This is a genomic window from Asanoa hainanensis (genome assembly GCF_900188485.1).
GTDB lineage: Bacteria > Actinomycetota > Actinomycetes > Mycobacteriales > Micromonosporaceae > Asanoa > Asanoa hainanensis.
The window spans coordinates 1-15,525 of sequence record NZ_FZPH01000005.1; the positions used below are offsets into that span (position 1 = coordinate 1).

At 68.7% G+C, this 15,525-nt stretch carries 14 protein-coding genes and 1 tRNA gene; 7 read left to right on the forward strand and 8 right to left on the reverse strand.

Translation table 11 applies throughout. From position 1 onward, the window contains the following. Positions 1–536: 536 nt before the first annotated feature. Positions 537–2,114, forward strand: coding sequence for an AAA family ATPase (locus CHC05_RS13885; RefSeq protein ID WP_342745645.1), 1,578 nt, complete (start codon positions 537–539; stop codon positions 2,112–2,114). Positions 2,115–2,815: 701 nt separating this feature from the next. On the opposite strand, the gene CHC05_RS13890 is transcribed toward CHC05_RS13885, so the two are convergent. The 4 genes from CHC05_RS13890 to CHC05_RS13905 all read right to left on the reverse strand — a co-directional run bounded on the left by CHC05_RS13890 (position 2,816) and on the right by CHC05_RS13905 (position 6,249). After that, positions 2,816–2,887, reverse strand: a tRNA-Val gene (locus CHC05_RS13890). A gap of 34 nt (positions 2,888–2,921) precedes the next feature. Continuing rightward, entirely contained in the window at positions 2,922–3,389 is a 468-nt protein-coding gene (locus tag CHC05_RS13895) for a peroxiredoxin (RefSeq protein ID WP_089248694.1), read from the reverse strand. After that, positions 3,386–3,820 (reverse strand): DUF3052 domain-containing protein, encoded by a 435-nt coding sequence (locus tag CHC05_RS13900; RefSeq protein WP_089248697.1) that lies wholly within the window; start codon positions 3,818–3,820, stop codon positions 3,386–3,388. Before CHC05_RS13900 ends, CHC05_RS13895 begins: the two co-directional genes overlap by 4 nt. Before the next feature lie 164 nt (positions 3,821–3,984). Beyond that, positions 3,985–6,249, reverse strand: coding sequence for a thiamine pyrophosphate-dependent enzyme (locus CHC05_RS13905; protein WP_425426747.1), 2,265 nt, complete (start codon positions 6,247–6,249; stop codon positions 3,985–3,987). 77 nt (positions 6,250–6,326) lie between these two features. Between CHC05_RS13905 and CHC05_RS13910 the strand changes: the two genes are divergently transcribed. The 4 genes from CHC05_RS13910 to CHC05_RS13925 all read left to right on the forward strand — a co-directional run bounded on the left by CHC05_RS13910 (position 6,327) and on the right by CHC05_RS13925 (position 11,604). Continuing rightward, the gene (locus CHC05_RS13910; protein WP_089248700.1) at positions 6,327–6,734 is read left to right on the forward strand and encodes a YjbQ family protein; all 408 of its coding nucleotides are present in this window, start codon (positions 6,327–6,329) and stop codon (positions 6,732–6,734) included. Positions 6,735–6,888: 154 nt separating this feature from the next. After that, positions 6,889–9,639 carry a pyruvate dehydrogenase (acetyl-transferring), homodimeric type gene (gene aceE, locus CHC05_RS13915; protein WP_089248702.1) on the forward strand — a complete coding sequence of 917 codons (2,751 nt, stop codon included), beginning with the start codon at positions 6,889–6,891 and terminating at the stop codon, positions 9,637–9,639. Positions 9,640–9,727: 88 nt separating this feature from the next. Further along, entirely contained in the window at positions 9,728–10,231 is a 504-nt protein-coding gene (locus CHC05_RS13920; RefSeq protein ID WP_089248704.1) for a SigE family RNA polymerase sigma factor, read from the forward strand. Beyond that, positions 10,225–11,604 carry a hypothetical protein gene (locus tag CHC05_RS13925; protein ID WP_089248706.1) on the forward strand — a complete coding sequence of 460 codons (1,380 nt, stop codon included), beginning with the start codon at positions 10,225–10,227 and terminating at the stop codon, positions 11,602–11,604. Before CHC05_RS13920 ends, CHC05_RS13925 begins: the two co-directional genes overlap by 7 nt. A 3-nt stretch (positions 11,605–11,607) precedes the next feature. Here CHC05_RS13925 and CHC05_RS40720 read toward each other — a convergent pair whose 3' ends face one another. Both CHC05_RS40720 and CHC05_RS13930 read right to left on the reverse strand, forming a co-directional pair. Then, on the reverse strand, positions 11,608–11,835 hold the full coding sequence (locus CHC05_RS40720; RefSeq protein ID WP_144022583.1) for a hypothetical protein: 228 nt from the start codon (positions 11,833–11,835) through the stop codon (positions 11,608–11,610). Between the two features lie 231 nt (positions 11,836–12,066). Continuing rightward, a complete protein-coding gene (locus CHC05_RS13930) occupies positions 12,067–12,363 on the reverse strand; it encodes a hypothetical protein (protein WP_144022584.1) in 297 nt (98 codons plus the stop codon). 100 nt (positions 12,364–12,463) lie between these two features. Here CHC05_RS13930 and CHC05_RS13935 point away from each other — a divergent pair, with 100 nt between their 5' ends. Continuing rightward, positions 12,464–13,255: an isocitrate lyase/PEP mutase family protein gene (locus tag CHC05_RS13935; protein ID WP_089248710.1), complete on the forward strand. Its 792-nt coding sequence runs from the start codon at positions 12,464–12,466 to the stop codon at positions 13,253–13,255. On the opposite strand, the gene CHC05_RS13940 is transcribed toward CHC05_RS13935, so the two are convergent. Both CHC05_RS13940 and CHC05_RS13945 read right to left on the reverse strand, forming a co-directional pair. Beyond that, positions 13,240–13,824 (reverse strand): gamma-glutamylcyclotransferase family protein, encoded by a 585-nt coding sequence (locus CHC05_RS13940; RefSeq protein WP_089248712.1) that lies wholly within the window; start codon positions 13,822–13,824, stop codon positions 13,240–13,242. The two genes, CHC05_RS13935 and CHC05_RS13940, sit on opposite strands and share 16 nt — an antisense overlap. 72 nt (positions 13,825–13,896) lie before the next feature. Further along, positions 13,897–14,319, reverse strand: coding sequence for a hypothetical protein (locus CHC05_RS13945; RefSeq protein WP_089248714.1), 423 nt, complete (start codon positions 14,317–14,319; stop codon positions 13,897–13,899). A gap of 90 nt (positions 14,320–14,409) precedes the next feature. Here CHC05_RS13945 and CHC05_RS13950 point away from each other — a divergent pair, with 90 nt between their 5' ends. Then, positions 14,410–15,477 carry a winged helix DNA-binding domain-containing protein gene (locus CHC05_RS13950; RefSeq protein WP_144022586.1) on the forward strand — a complete coding sequence of 356 codons (1,068 nt, stop codon included), beginning with the start codon at positions 14,410–14,412 and terminating at the stop codon, positions 15,475–15,477. Positions 15,478–15,525 lie beyond the last annotated feature (48 nt).

Sequence of the window (15,525 nt, forward strand, 5' to 3'; positions counted from 1 at the left end):
GCGCCGGGCGAGGATCGCAACATCTACGTGCTGTCGCTGGTCCTCGTGGTGGCCGGCGGCTACGCCCGCCGTTCGCGCCGGGCGAGGATCGCAACACCCGCGTGATCGCGGGCGTGGCCGCCGGCACAACCAGCTGCGCCAGGCGTTTGCGCCGGGCGAGGATCGCAACAAGGGCGCCGCGTCCGCACGGTCATGATCAAGGTCGCTGCGCCCGGCGTTCGCGCGGGGCGAGTATCGCAACGGCTTCCAGTCGGCGTCGCTCACCGCGCGGCCCTCGCGCTGCGCCCGGCGTTCGCGCCGGGCGAGGATCGCAACATGTGGTGGCGGTCGCCCTTCGTGCCCGCCGCGGTGGCTGTGCCGGCGTTCGCGCCGGGCAAGGATCGCAACGCCGGTATAGTCAATGCGCAATCCCCGCTTGCGCCGCGACCGCCAAGATCGATTTGGCTAAGGTATCGACGGCGGCAGCGTTGGACTGACTCGCAGTTGATGCAAGCCCAACGACGTACGGAGCTTCTCCATTGCACCTCAAGTCGATTGTGTCCACCGGTCCCATCAAGCGGTTCGAATCCGTCCGAATTCGCGACCTCCCGCCGTCAACGCGGCTAATCTTCTTGCTGGGCCCCAATGGATGTGGAAAGTCCTCGATATTTGACACCCTGTTGCTTTGGCACCACGAACATGGGCGTCGCGCAGGCGGTTGGGACGATCAGTTCTACCTGCCTCCAGGGCGCACTCGAACGAGTGGCATCGACATAGAGTTTCACGAGCCTTTGCCCAAAGACACTAGGGCAATCAAGGCGCTTTTTCATTATCGGAGCGCCTACAGGTACACGAGCCAATTTTCGGTCGGAAGCCTTAGTGCAATGCCCGGCTTGGAAGACAGCAAGGAAGTCAATCGCTCCATTGATGAAGATCGCGGCGTGGCGCAACACTACGCGAGACTTTGGGGCAGTTTGGTGGAAATTGCAGGAGACCGCACCCAGACCAACGATCTGGAGCAGATCCACAAGTTGGTTATTGATCCACTTGCGGAGAGCTTTAATCGGCTCTTTCCCGACCTCCAACTTGAAAGTCTCGGTCACCCGTTCCAGGGCAGGGGAACCTTTTATTTCTCTAAGAATCACGTTCGCAGTTTTCCGTACGTCAACCTTTCGGCGGGCGAGAAGGCAGCTTTTGATCTTCTTCTGGATGCCCACCTTCGCGGCGCAGAGTTTCCGGAGTCGATTTTCCTCCTCGATGAGCCGGAGAGCCACCTTAACTCACGAGTGCAGGCGACGATTCTGGATGAATTGATCCGCATCGGACCGCCCAAGGGACAGATTGTGATCGCAACGCACTCGCTTTCAATGATGCGGCGAGGCGTACAGCTCGCGCGGAGCCGGCCGGATGAGGTGGCTTTTATCAACTTCAACGGCATTCCCGACGCTTTCAACCCAGATCTTGTTCCGTCCGAGCCGACTCGTCACCTGTGGCAGAGCATCCACCGCACGTCCTTGGAAGACCTCGCAGACCTGGTGTCTCCCGACATTGTTTACTTAGTCGAAGGTTCGATCGAAACAGCTACGTCGCCTGACAAGCAGGCTTTTGATTCACGAGTGTTGTCCAAAATTTTCTCGGACGATTTCCCTGAGATCGAGTTTCAATCAATCGGCAATAGTGGCCAGGTGAAGCGAATAGGTCACGCCCTCCAGGCGTCCAAGGCAATTAGATCGGAAGTCAGAAGAGTCGTCGACCGAGATGGCAAGACCCCTGATGAGATTGCCGCATTGGAAGCGGAAGGTACGATTGTATGGCGTCAACGGGAACTGGAAAATTACCTGCTGGATGACGAAGTTCTCGAAAAGCTATGCGCGTCGTTCGAGCTCGATGCCGGCAAGCGCCAGGACGCGCTGTCTAATATTCTAGCCGCTAGGGACCAGCATCCTCCGACTGGCGTTTCTTTAGACGACTACAAGGCTCGACTGAAGATCGTATACAGGGCCGCCAAGAACAACCTTCCTGCCATGACGCAGCCTGGCTCCACCGAGTATGAGTTCCTGGTCTCGACGCTGGCTCCTTTAATTAAGAAGGGAATGACTCAGTACACGCGTCTCGCGCGCGAACTCAAGCTTTGAGCGTTACCTTTTCCATGGCCGCGCGTAAAGGAGTTGCTGTGTTTTTGAGCGCACCCACCCCCACAGTGGGTCGACCGCATCTCATGGGTCAAGTTATACGTAAAGGCTAGGAACCTCACTGACGGTTTAGCAACAGTTGACGAACCGTGCCGGATTTCTCGTACTGTTACCGGATCTCGTGATCGCTATCGTGAGAGTGGCCTGTCGTCCTGTCCTTGACCTGCATCTGGATGCGGCCCTTGGACGGCGGTTAGATACCTAGGAGGTCAGGCGAGCCCGCCGCGTTCACGGTTGGCTGACGGCCGCGACGACGCCAGGCTCTTGGGAACGGGTTGGGAAGGGGCGACCGACGACGGCCTCGTAGAGCCGCTCTCGACCGTACAAACGGTGAAGCCCTGGACAGCATCTGCGCTGCTACGAGGCTTCGTTCTAGCTGTTAGACCGCCCAAAGGCGGTTGGTGCCGCCGGCAGGATTCGAACCTGCGCCCACCCCCGGAGGGCGGTTTTTGGGTTGGGTGTGCGGAGACGGCCACAATGCCGGCTCGCTGGGTAGACCCAACGCAAACGTTGGGTCTACCCAGCGCCTCGCGGACCGCCCCCACTAGAACGTGGGGTCTCCGGGGGTCGCCCCCGGTATAGGAATGACAAATCCCCACCCAGACCCTGACCGCGAAGCGGTCCGGGTCTGGGGCAGGGATTTGTGGGCGCGGCAGGGTTCGAACCTGCGACCCCTCGCTTGTAAGGCGAGTGCTCTTCCGCTGAGCTACGCGCCCCGGATCGGCCGTAGCTTACCCGACCGCGGGCCGGTCAGCTGTCGTCCAGGGAGCTCGCCGCCGCCAACCACGCCGCCGTGTCCCGGGACGAGCCCGGCCCCACATGCTCGGCCCACCTGACCACGCCAGCCTTGTCGATCAGAAAGGTCCCCCGGTCTGCAAACCCAGCCACCGAGTTGAACACCCCATAAGACGACGCCACCGCCCCATGAGGCCAGAAGTCGGCCAGCATCCGCATGGACCACGACTCGCGTTCCAGCCAGATCTTGTGGGCGTACGACGAGTCCACGCTCACCGTCAGCACCGACACGCCCAGCGCGGCGAAGGACGGCAGCGCCGCCTCCAGCGCCGCCATCTCGCCGCTGCACGTGCCCGAGAAGGCCAGCGGATAGAACACCAGCAGGACCGAGCTTGACCCGAGGTACGACGAGAGTCGTACCTCTTGGTTGTTCTGGTCCTTGAGCGTGAAGTCCGGCGCCGGCGTGCCGACCTGGAGCATCACTTCTTGCGGGAGCCGCGGGGCACCACGAGCCGGGCGGCACTCCAGTCCTTGCCGGCGTTGACCGTGGAGGTCTGCTGGAGACCTGCGGTCGGGGCCAGTTCGGTGATCTCGCTCGGCTCGACGTGCCCGTCGCGGCCGGCTTTGGGCGTCAGTAGCCAGACGACGCCGTTGCCGGCCAGCGGGCCGAGTGCGTCGACGAGCATCTCGAAGAGGTCGCCGTCGCCGTCGCGGTACCACAGCAGCACCGCGTCGACTACCTCGTCGGTGTCTTCGTCGACCAACTCACCGGAGCGGTCGGTCAGGGCGTCGCGGAGATCCTGGTCGACGTCGTCGTCGTACCCCATCTCCATGACGACCATCCCCGGCTCGATGCCGAACCGGTCCGCCAGGCTGCGTACGCCGTCGGCGGCCTGACCTGCGGTCGCGCTCACTGTTGCGTGCCTCCCTCATTCGTTGCAGTTCCCGCAAAGTCCACACAGTCGGCGGCTCGCGCGCAAGTGGCGCACCGACCGATCCGGTTTCGATTTTCTGCCGATCCGGCTCGATTCTGCGGCAACCCCGGCGGGACACGGACTTTTCGGGTCCCCCGGGAAACTTACCGTGCCAGAAGGGCTCGGGCACCCTGAGTGATGGCATCCTCTGCGACCAGGACTTCTCTGGCCGCCGGGCCCAGCGGGACGAACGAGTCGACTGATGCGATCCGACTCACAGATCCGACATATCCGGCATCGACCAGCGCTGCGAGAACTCCCTCGCCGACCCCGCCCGACCGGCGTGTCTCGTCCACGACAAGCACGCGTCCGGTTGCCGACGATTCCCGGATCACATCGGCCACCGGCAGCGGGGCGAGCCAGCGCAGGTCCACCACCCGGGCGCCGATCCCCTCCGAGACCAGCCGGGCCGCGACGCGCAGGGACATCCGTACCCCGTTGCCGAACGTGATGATCGTCAAGTCCTCGGCCGAGCCCACGTTGTAGACCCGCGCGCGCCCGATCGGCACGTGCGCCTCGGACCAGGACTCCGGGCCCAGGTACGGCGCCAGCCACTCGTTGTCGCCCTCTTCGTAGAGGTCACGCGTGTGGTAGAGGGCGATCGGCTCGAGGAAGACGCAGACGCTGCCGTCGACGGCGGCCGACGCGAGGCAGGTGCGCAGCAGCGGCGCCGCGTCGTCGGCCCGCGCCGGCACCGCGACGACCAGGCCCGGGATGTCGCGCAGCACGGCCACCGAGTTGTCGTTGTGGAAGTGCCCCCCGAAGCCCTCCTGGTACGCGAGCCCGGCCACCCGCACGACCATCGGGTTGCGGTAGGCGCCGCCCGAGAAGAACTGGATGGTGGCGGCCTCGCCGCGGAGCTGGTCCTCGGCGTTGTGCAGGTAGGCCAGGTATTGGATCTCCGGCACGGGCAGCATGCCGGCCAGGCCGGAGCCGAGGGCCAGGCCGAGGATCGAGGTCTCGTCGAGCAGCGTGTCGAACACCCGGGTCGCGCCGAACCGCTCGCGCAGGCCCTTGGTCACCCCGTACACGCCGCCCTTGAGCGCCACGTCCTCGCCGAACAGGGCCATCTTCGGGTTGGCCAGCATTCCGTCGGCGAGCGCCGAGTTGATCGTCTGGGCCAGGGTGAACGGGCCGGCGTCCTCGGGCAGGCGGCCGCCGAACGCCTCGGCCCGGTCCGAAGCCGAGAGAACCGACAAATCCGCCACGGTACGGGCGACGCGGACCGGCCGGCGGGGCGCCAGCGTGGCCACCACCTCGGCGGGCGTGGTCAGCTTCGGCTCGCCCAGCACCTCCTCGGCGACCTTGCGGACCTGCCAGCCGACCTCGTCGTACCGGGCGAGGATCTCCTCGGGTGTGGCCAGGCCGCAGGTGACCAGCAGCCGCGCGGTCGCCACCACCGGGTCGCGGGTCAGGTCGCGCTCGAGGTCGGCGGCGGGACGGTAGGCCACCTCGGCGTCGGCGCCAGCGTGCCCCATGAAGCGCACGGTCGACAGGTGCAGCACGGCGGGCTTCCGGGTGCGCCGCACATGGTCGGAGGCCGAGACCGCGGTGGCATAAGCGGCCGCCGGATCGTCGCCGGAAGCCGCGAAGTAGCGCAGTCCCGGGCGGGCCTTCAGCGTCGCCGCGACCCAACCCGAAGGGGACTTCACGCTGATCCCGATGCCGTTGTCCTCGCAGACCAGCAGCAGCGGCAGCCGCAGCCCCGTGTGGTCGATCCAGCCGGCGGTGTTCAGGGCGGCGGTCGCCGTCGCGTGGTTGACCGACGCGTCGCCGAACGAACACACGACGACCGCGTCGCCCGGCCACGGTGCGTCGGACCCGCCGTTGCCGTTGACCTTGCGCAGCCGCTCGATCGCGAACGCCGCACCCACCGCGCGGGGCAGGTGCGAGGCGATCGTCGAGGTGGTCGGCACCACGTGGTGCGCCGCGTTGCCGAACACCTTGTGCCGGCCGCCGGCGATCGGCTCGCTGGTCGAGGCGACCACCCCGCGCAGCACGTCCCGGGCCGTCTCGGCGACCGGGTCCCCGACCTCGGCCTGGGCGACCCGGGCGGCGTAGAACCCGCCGGAGCGGTAGTGCAGGAAGGCCGGGTCGGTGTGCCGGAGCGCCGCCGCGACGATCGCGTTGCTCTCGTGGCCGGAGGACCCGATCGTGTAGAAGCCCTCGCCGAAGCTGCGCAGCCAGCGCGCGGCCAGGTCGAGATGGCGGCTCGTCAGCTGGGCGTCGAACACGGCGCGCGCCCGCTCGGCCGTCATCCCCTCGGGGAGGCCGGCGGTGCCGGGCGTCAGCGCACCGACCGCCGCCCGGAACCGTTCGTCGAGATCTTGCGGCGTGGTCACGTCGAAAGCATTACCGACGCAAGCCACTCACTGCCAGTCACCTGCCCCACCAGCCACGCAGAACACGGCAACGGAACGCGTGGATCATCCCTAGAATTGACCGGATGCGGAGTGAGGTGATCACGGTCGAGACGGGCCGCCGCCCGGCGGTGCGCGACGTGACCGCGGAGGCGCAGCAGTTCGTCTCCGGCGAGGGCGACGGGTTGCTCCACGTGTTCGTCCCCCACGCCACCGCCGGCATCGCGATCATCGAGAGCGGCTCCGGCTCCGACGACCCCGATCTGATGACCGCGATCGACGGTTTCCTGCCGGCCGACGGCCGTTGGCGCCACCGGCACGGCTCCCCCGGACACGGTCGCGACCATGTGCTGCCGGCCTTCATCGCCCCGTACGCCTCGATTCCGGTCCTGCGTGGTCGGCTCGCCCTGGGCACCTGGCAGTCCATCTGCCTGGTCGACACGAACGGGGACAACGCTGTCCGACAGGTCCGGTTTTCCTTCCTTCCGGGGTGAGTTACCGGTTGGTATGTGTGTCGAGTGTCGCGTCTGGCCGTACGCGACGTGACGCCGGAATGAGAAACGGGGCAGTATGGCGTTGGAGACGAATCCCACACCCGGGACACTTGGCTCCGAAATGTCAGTCGTCCCCACAATCTGAGGAATGCCTGTGGCTACGGAACGCAAGCGCCCGGTGATCAGTGACGGCCTGCCGAGCCAGCTTCCGGACATCGACCCCGAGGAAACCGCCGAGTGGGTCGAGTCTCTCGACGGAGTCATCGACGCGGGCGGCGCCAAGCGCGCCCGGTACGTGATGTTGCGGTTGCTGGAGCGCGCTCGTGAGCGCAACGTCGGCGTCCCGCCGCTGACCACCACCGACTACATCAATACGATTCCGCCGGAGCGAGAGCCCTGGTTCCCGGGTGACGAGTTCGTCGAGCGCCGGATCCGTGCCTACATCCGCTGGAACGCCGCGATGCTCGTGCACCGCGCCCAGCGTCCGGAGATCGGCGTCGGCGGCCACATCTCGACCTACGCCAGCGCCGCGGCGCTCTACGAGGTCGGCTTCAACCACTTCTTCCGGGGCAAGAGCCACCCGGGCGGCGGCGACCACATCTTCTACCAGGGCCACGCCTCCCCCGGCATGTACGCGCGCGCGTTCATGGAGGGCCGGCTGTCCGAGGAGCGCCTCGACGGCTTCCGCCAGGAGCTCTCGCACGCCGGGCTGGGCGGCGGCCTGCCGTCGTACCCGCACCCGCGCCTCATGCCCGACTTCTGGGAGTTCCCGACGGTCTCCATGGGCCTCGGCGGCATGAACGCGATCTACCAGGCCCGGTTCAACCGCTACCTGCACAACCGCGGCATCAAGGACACCTCCGACCAGCACGTATGGGCGTTCCTGGGCGACGGCGAGATGGACGAGCCCGAGTCGCTCGGCGCGATCGGCGTCGCGGCCCGCGAGGAGCTCGACAACCTGACCTTCGTGATCAACTGCAACCTGCAGCGGCTCGACGGCCCGGTCCGCGGCAACGGCAAGGTCATGCAGGAGCTCGAGGCGTTCTTCCGGGGTGCCGGCTGGAACGTCATCAAGGTCGTCTGGGGCCGCGAGTGGGACCCGCTGCTGGCCGCCGACTCCGACGGTGCGCTGGTCAACCTCATGAACACCACGCCGGACGGCGACTACCAGACCTACAAGGCGGAGTCCGGCGCGTACGTCCGCGAGCACTTCTTCGGCCGTGACCCGCGTACCCGCAAGATGGTCGAAGGCATGACCGACGACGAGATCTGGAACCTCAAGCGCGGCGGTCACGACTACCGGAAGATCTACGCGGCCTACAAGGCGGCGACCGAGCACACCGGTCAGCCGACGGTCATCCTGGCCAAGACGATCAAGGGCTGGACGCTCGGCTCCTCGTTCGAGGGCCGCAACGCGACCCACCAGATGAAGAAGCTGACGCTCGACGACCTCAAGTCGTTCCGCGACCGGCTCTACCTCGACATCCCGGACAAGGCGCTCGAGGAGAACCCGTACCTGCCGCCGTACATCCGTCCCGAGGACAAGTCCGACGAGATGGAGTACCTGCACGAGCGCCGGCGTGCGCTCGGCGGCTACCTGCCGTCGCGCAACACCAAGGTGATCCCGCTGCAGATCCCCGGCAGCGAGCGGTTCGGCGACGTCAAGCGCGGGTCCGGCAAGCAGAAGATCGCCACCACCATGGCCTTCGTACGCCTGCTCAAGGACATCATGAAGGACCGCGAGTTCGGCAAGCGCTGGGTGCCGATCATCCCGGACGAGGCCCGTACCTTCGGCATGGACTCGCTCTTCCCGACCGCCAAGATCTACTCGCCGCACGGGCAGAACTACACCCCGGTCGACCGGGAGCTGTTCCTGTCCTACAAGGAGGCGCTGGGCGGCCAGATCCTGCACGAGGGCATCAACGAGGCGGGCTCCGTGGCCTCGTTCACCGCGGCGGGCACCTCGTACGCCACGCACGGCGAGCCGATGATCCCGCTGTACATCTTCTACTCGATGTTCGGCTTCCAGCGCACCGGCGACGGCTTCTGGGCCGCCGCCGACCAGATGGCGCGCGGCTTCGTCCTCGGTGCCACCGCCGGCCGGACCACGCTCAACGGTGAGGGCCTCCAGCACGAGGACGGCCACTCCCACCTGATCGCGGCGACCAACCCGGCCGTCGTGGCGTGGGACCCGGCGTTCGCGTTCGAGATGGCGCACATCGTCGAGCGCGGCCTGCACCGGATGTACGGCGAGGAGGCGGAGAACGTCTTCTACTACATGACCATCTACAACGAGCCGATCCTCCAGCCCGTGGAGCCGGTCGACCTCGACGTCGAGGGTCTGCTGAAGGGCATCTACCGCTACTCCCCCGCCCCGGCGGTCGACGGCGGTGGGATCAAGGCCAACATCCTGGCCTCGGGTACGGGCATGCAGTGGGCGCTCAAGGCCCAGCAGCTGCTCGCCCAGGACTGGGGTGTGGCCGCCGACGTGTGGTCGGTGACGTCCTGGACCGAGCTGCGTCGCGACGCGGTGCAGGCCGAGGAATACAACCTGCTGCACCCGGGCAGCGAGCCGCGGGTCCCGTACATCCGGCGCAAGCTGGCGGGTTCCGACGGCCCGGTCATCGCGGTCAGCGACTTCATGCGCGCCGTGCCGGACCTGATCTCGCGCTGGATCCCGGGCGACTACACGTCGCTGGGCACCGACGGTTTCGGCCTGTCCGACACCCGGCACGCCCTGCGCCGCCACTTCAACGTGGACGCCGAGTCGGTGGCGGTGGCGACGCTGCGCCAGCTCGCGGTCCGCGGCGAGGTCGCACCGTCGATCCCGGTCGAGGCGGCCCGCAAGTACGCGATCGACGACGTCAACGCCGCGCCCGTGGGCGAGACCGGCGGCGACTCGTAGGGTTTTCTCTTTGAGGGGCGCCCCGCTTTCCGCGGGGCGCCCCCTTTTTTTTGCTCAACCTTTCTCTCGTACGCGGCGTCTACCTCGCGTGGATGACGACGAAGGGTTCCGGCAGTTCGTCCGGGACCAGTGGGCGCCGCTGGTGCGGACCGCCTACCTGCTGACCGGCGACCGCGGCACGGCCGAGGACCTGGTGCAGGCGGCGCTGGAGAAGACCCACCGGCGTTGGGAGCGGATCGACACGCCGTCGGTGTACGTGCGCCGGGCCATGGTCAACACGGCGAGCTCGTGGTGGCGGCGGCGCCGGCCGCTCGAGGTGCCGTTGCTCGCGTCGGACTCACCCGTGCGCGGGGACGCGTTCGTCCAGATCGAGCAGCGCCAACAGCTCCTCGTCGCGTTGCGGCGGCTGCCGCCACGCACCCAGGCGGTCCTGGTGCTCCGCTATTTCGAGGACCTCAGCGAGGCGGACACCGCCACCGTCCTCGGCTGTTCCATCGGCTCGGTCAAGAGCCAGGCGTCGCGCGGGTTGGCCCGGCTGCGACTCGACTTCGCCGACGAGGCGCCGGCCCAACTGCAGGAGGAACCATGCTGACCGAGACGCTGCGCCAGGCCGCTTCCGCGATCGCGCCGCCGGAGGACCCGTGGCCCGCGTTCGTGCGGCGCGAGCGGCTGCACCGGCGGAACCGCCGCGTCCGGCGAACCGCGCTGGCCGTGGTGGTGGCCGCCGCGGTCGGGGTGCAAACCAACGTGGTGCCGCTGCCCGGATGGGCCCCTGCGATCGCGCTCGCGTCGCCCTGGTCCGCGCTGGCATCGTCACCGCCGCGGGGCTCGCTGACCGCCGACTCGACGTGGGTTTCCGCGTTCCGTGACCGGGTGACGGGTCTGCAGGATCCGGACGGCTTCTGGGCGGTGGCCGGCCGCGACCGGATCAAGGTGCTGTACGCCAGCGACGCGCCGGGCCGCCGGGTGGCGCTCGTGCTCGTACCCCTGCGGTTCGGGTTCGTCACGAGCTGGGAGCTGATCTGGTACGACGGCCCGACCGGAGCCGCGCCGTCCGAGATGAGGTACTCCGGCAACGAGTCCGCCGCCAATCCAGTGGTGACGATGACCCAGGTCGACGGTGAGCGCGGCGGGTACGCGCTGGTGATCGGGCCGCCCGACGCCACGGTGACGATCAGCGGCGACCCGCGCTACACGGCCCGGGGAGTGGTGGAGCGGCGGGAGCTGGCCAGGTCGGACGGGGGCGGGGTAGGCGTCGTGCTGCTGCCGCCCGCGGCGTTGCCGCCGGGGCTGGATGCCCGGGTCACCCGGGGTTCGGCGGTGCTCTACGAGGGCGGCGTCTCCGGTGGCTGGGGCTCGTCGGCGAGCGGGGACCCGTTCGAGCCGTCGGCCGGCTTGTTGACCGACGCGGTGCGGGACGTGCGGGGGCCGGCGCCGTCTCCCGCGGTCCTCGCCAGCTTCGTGCGGCTGGCGTTGACCGACAGCCAACTGCCGGCCGTTGGCACGACGGTCCGGGTCCGCTGGTCGGGCTCGGTCAACGGGCAGGCGGCCGTGCTGCTCACGGTGCAGCCGGCGGGTGGCGGGGTGGTCACCTACGCCTTCCATGGCTCGGAGACGAGCAGCCGCACGGACCTGCGGTTGCTGCTGCCGGCCGCGGGCGCCTCGGTGCGTCCGGTCGGCTGGCGGCTGCGGGCCGAGGGCGGCGACGACCGGACCGACCGGGTGCTGGTGTCGGCGCCGACGGGCACGGCGACTGCGACGGTGACGGTCGGCGACGGGTCACCGGTGGCGGTCGCGCTGGACGCGGCAGGCTTCGGCACGGCGACCGTGCCACCGGACCAGCGGGCGACGGTGACGGCGTACGCTGCCGACGGGTCGGTCCTGGGCAGCACGCCCGTGCCGCCGTTCGAGAACACCATGTCCCGCCTGCCGGGCGACACCCCGGGGACCCGCGTCGTCCCGTGACGGTCATCCCAGCTCCAGCGTGGCCTGGTCGGGATGGTGCTCGTGGCGGTGGGTCCGGCAGGGCCCACCGCCGGTGGCGACGCCGCAGCGGCCCCCGCGCCGGGTGGCCGCACCGCACTGCACGGCCGGGTCGTGCACGTGGCAGAGCCCGGACGGCCGCGGACCGATGGGACAGCGGAACCCCTTGCGCGTGATCGCCCGGCAACGCGGGCGGCGTGCTGGCTGGTCCATGCGCTCGACGCTAGGAACGCGCCGACTTTCTCAGCGGCCCGCGTGCGAGAAACCGCGCGCATTGACGGCAACCGTTACCGTACGGATATGGAGCCGAAGCGGACGGTACCGGTGCCCGAGGCCACGGTGGCCGGCGACTGGACCATCCTGGGCATCCTCGCCACGATCGCCGTCTTCTTGAGACGGCGCCGCAAGGCCTAACCCGGACGCGCCGGCGACGGACGCCGAGACCTAGTCGCTGCCGCCGCCCGAACCGCCGCCGCTGTCCGAGAAGCCGCCGCCGCCGCCGTCGTCGCCGTGCCGCTCGTCGCCGTAGCGGCCGAGCTTCGTACGCCAGAAATGCTCCCCGTCGCCGCGCCCGCGCCCACCCCGCAGCGCCCGGTTCTCCCGGCGCAGCTCGCGGGTGGCGCGGCGGGCCTGCTCCATGGCCGACAGCCGAGCCCGGCCGCGCCGCCGGACCGAGCGGAAACCGACGACGAGCAACAGCCCGACCGTCGACACGATGGTCACCACCCAGGTTCCCCTCATGTCGACGAGGGTAGATGCGCCGCGCGAGCCACCACCGGCGCCGGCGTTCAGGTCCGATTTCCGCCGGACCTCGGCCTGCCGAGCGGGTTTGCTGGGGCGCATGACGAACTCGCACCACGACCAGGTCCGCCACTTCGACTCGCTGCACCGCGCCGCGCGGCCGTTGGTCCTGCCCAACGCGTGGGATGCCGGTAGCGCGCGGTTGATCGAGGATGCCGGGGCGGCGGCCATCGCCACCACCAGTGCTGGCGTCGCCTGGGCGGCCGTGGGTTCACGGGACGACGGGTCCATCGGCCGCGAGCGTGCCGTCGAGGTGGTTGCCCGGGTGGTGGCCGCCGTCCGGGTGCCGGTGACCGCCGACATCGAGGACGGGTACGACGATCTCGCCAGCACGGTCCGCGGTGTGCTTGACGCGGGCGCGGTCGGGGTCAACATCGAGGACGGCGTGCAGGCGCACCCCGAGCGGATCGCGATCGCCCGTCGTGCGGCCGGGGGCGGTCTGTTCCTCAACGCCCGCATCGACACCCACCTGCGTGAGGTCGGCGACCCCGCGACCCGCCTGAAGGAGACCATCGACCGCGCCGCCGCCTACGTCGCCGCCGGCGCGGACGGGATCTTCGTCCCGGGCGTGACGGACCCCGAGACCGTTGCCATGCTGGCCAAGGAGATCCAAGCTCCGCTGAACGTCATGGCCGGCCCCGGGTCGCCCACCATCGACGACCTCGCGGCCCTCGGCGTCGCCCGGGTCAGCGTCGGGCCGGCGATCACCCTGGCCGCGTACGCCGCGATCCAGACCGCCGCCCGCGAGCTGCTCACCACAGGCACCTACGCCGCGCTGGGCACGGGCTTCGCGGAGATCGACGCGCTCATGGGACGTCACTCACGCGGGTGATCGGCGTACGGATGTGTCGGCTCGCCCCACTTGCGCCTGTCGAGCTCGACCACCCGTACGCCGGCGGGAATCTCGATCAGGTCGTCTGCACGCAGTCGGTCCAGATACGGCCGCCAGATGACCGCCGATCCCTGGCTGACGCCGCGGTGCGCGGCACGGACGGCTGATTCCTTGCCCACGTAGGTCCACACGACGTCCGGCTTGACGTCGTCGGGAACACCGGAGAGGTCCACGTCCGCCGTGACGTCGACGCGGTCGTAGTTCTTCTCGCGCTCGTCGAGTTGGCCCAGCACGTCAGGCGGGACCAGCACCAGGGCGCCGCGGGTCCGCGATCCCGGCTCCCGGTCGAGGTTCAGGAACAGCACCTGGCCGTCGAGGCGGTCGGACGTCCCGGGCCGGTAGTAGGCGACGGCCCGGGCCGGATCGGTGTTGTCCGTGCAGACCGTCCACGCGCGCTTCCAGTTGTGGAGGCCGACCAGGAAGTAGTTCTCACCGCGAACGGCGTTCCCGCCCACCTGCCGGACCGTGTCCGGGTGAGCGAGGGAGCCGTAGCCGAAGATCGCATACACGACCGATGATCGCACGGTCAGTGACCGCAGCCGCGTGGGCCGGGGAGGTGAACCCGGCCCACCGGCTCGGTGCTAGTAGCAGGGCGTCGGGCTTAGTTGGATCTTCCAGACCGGGTTCCAGTCCAGCGCCGGGTCTGGGTCGTTGGGCGGGATGCACTCGATCTCGGCGCCGTTCTGGCCCAGCAGTCGCATCGACGCGTCGTCCATCTGCATGTTGAACGCCTGGCCGCCGGTGATCCAGTTGCTCAGGTTGTACGTCCCGTAGTGGTAGAACCGGAAGACGTACCGGAAACCGATTCCCGGACCGTCGCGGTAGACCACGGCGCACGCGTACCCGGTGGGGCATTGCGGGACGATCTGGTTCGTGAGCTCCGGGATCACCCTCGGCGACGTCGACGGCGTCGGGGCGGCCAGGGCCGCAGTCGGTGTCAGGACCGCCGTCAACAGTGCGATCAGCACGCCGACCAGACCGACGCTCAGAACTTTGCGTTTCACTCGGGCCTCCTGTTAGGACGGATCGGATCGGATGCCCGCACTCTGGCAACGAGTGCTTTACCAAGGCTTTATCGCCGGTAACCTGTTCAAGTGGTTACTCGACTGAGCTGGGACCAGGTCCTCCGGTGGCGGATGCGCCGGCATCACCTCGCCGACGACAAGGCGGCCGATCCCGTCGCCGTTGCGCGCCGGGTCGTCGGGGTGCACGCCCAGGTCGCCGCTTCGGCGGTCACCGCGACCAATCTCCGCACAGGCGGAACCCACCAGCTCGACACGCTGCTGTACGGCGAGCGCACCCTCGTCCGCACCTGGGCCGCCCGCGGCACCCTGCACCTGCTGCCGGCCGACGACTTCCCGCACTGGGTGGCGGCGATGTCGACGCGGACGCGGGACAAGACCAACTCGTGGTTGAGGTACAACAGCGTGACCGCCGCGCAGATGGCCGACCTCCTGGCCGCGCTGCCGGACGTGTTGACCGACGAGCCGCTCACCCGCGAGGAGCTCGCCGACGCGATCATCACGGCCACCGGGCACCGAGAGCTCAAGGACCGGCTGACCCAGGGCTTCGGCACGATCCTCAAGCCCGCCGCGTTCCGGGGCCTGCTCTGCTCCGGGCCACCGCGCGGACGCAACGTCACCTTCGTCGCGCCCCGGCGCTGGCTCGGCGACTGGGAGCCGGTCGAGACCGGGGCCGCGATCGACCGGCTGGCCACCGACTACCTCGGCGCGTACGGGCCGGCCACCCCCGAGGAGTTCGCCCGCTGGTTCGACCTGACTCCGGCGTTGGCGAAGAAGTCGTTCCGGCGAATCGAAGGGGGCCTCGCGCCGGTCGAGGTCGACGGCACACCGATGTGGCTGCCGGAAGCACACCTGAAAGAGCTGCCGAGAAAAGCAGCACAGCGGGCGGTGCTGCTGCCCGCCTTCGACCCGTACATCACCGGGAGCACGCGGCAGCTCGAGCGGATCGGCGCCGCGGGGCACAAGGCCGCCGTCTCGCGGCCGCAGGGTTGGATCTCGCCCACCGTCGTCGTCGACGGGTGGGTGCGGGGTGTCTGGGAGCCCGACACAGGCGAGATCACCTGGTTCGGGACGATCCCGGCGACGGTACGCCGCACGGTCCAAAGCTTGATCGACGCGAACCTCTCGACTGGCGGGTGAGACCGGGGTTACAGTCCGAGCCAGTTTCGGCTTACCTGCCGGTAACGC

Bases quoted from the DNA above. Each gene is read 5' to 3' on its own strand.
- CHC05_RS13930 (WP_144022584.1), bottom strand. From the start codon at position 12,363: ATGAGGGGAACCTGGGTGGTGACCATCGTGTCGACGGTCGGGCTGTTG.
- CHC05_RS13935 (WP_089248710.1), top strand. From the start codon at position 12,464: ATGACGAACTCGCACCACGACCAGGTCCGCCACTTCGACTCGCTGCAC.
- CHC05_RS13910 (WP_089248700.1), top strand. From the start codon at position 6,327: ATGCGGAGTGAGGTGATCACGGTCGAGACGGGCCGCCGCCCGGCGGTG.
- CHC05_RS13925 (WP_089248706.1), top strand. From the start codon at position 10,225: ATGCTGACCGAGACGCTGCGCCAGGCCGCTTCCGCGATCGCGCCGCCG.
- CHC05_RS40720 (WP_144022583.1), bottom strand. From the start codon at position 11,835: ATGGACCAGCCAGCACGCCGCCCGCGTTGCCGGGCGATCACGCGCAAG.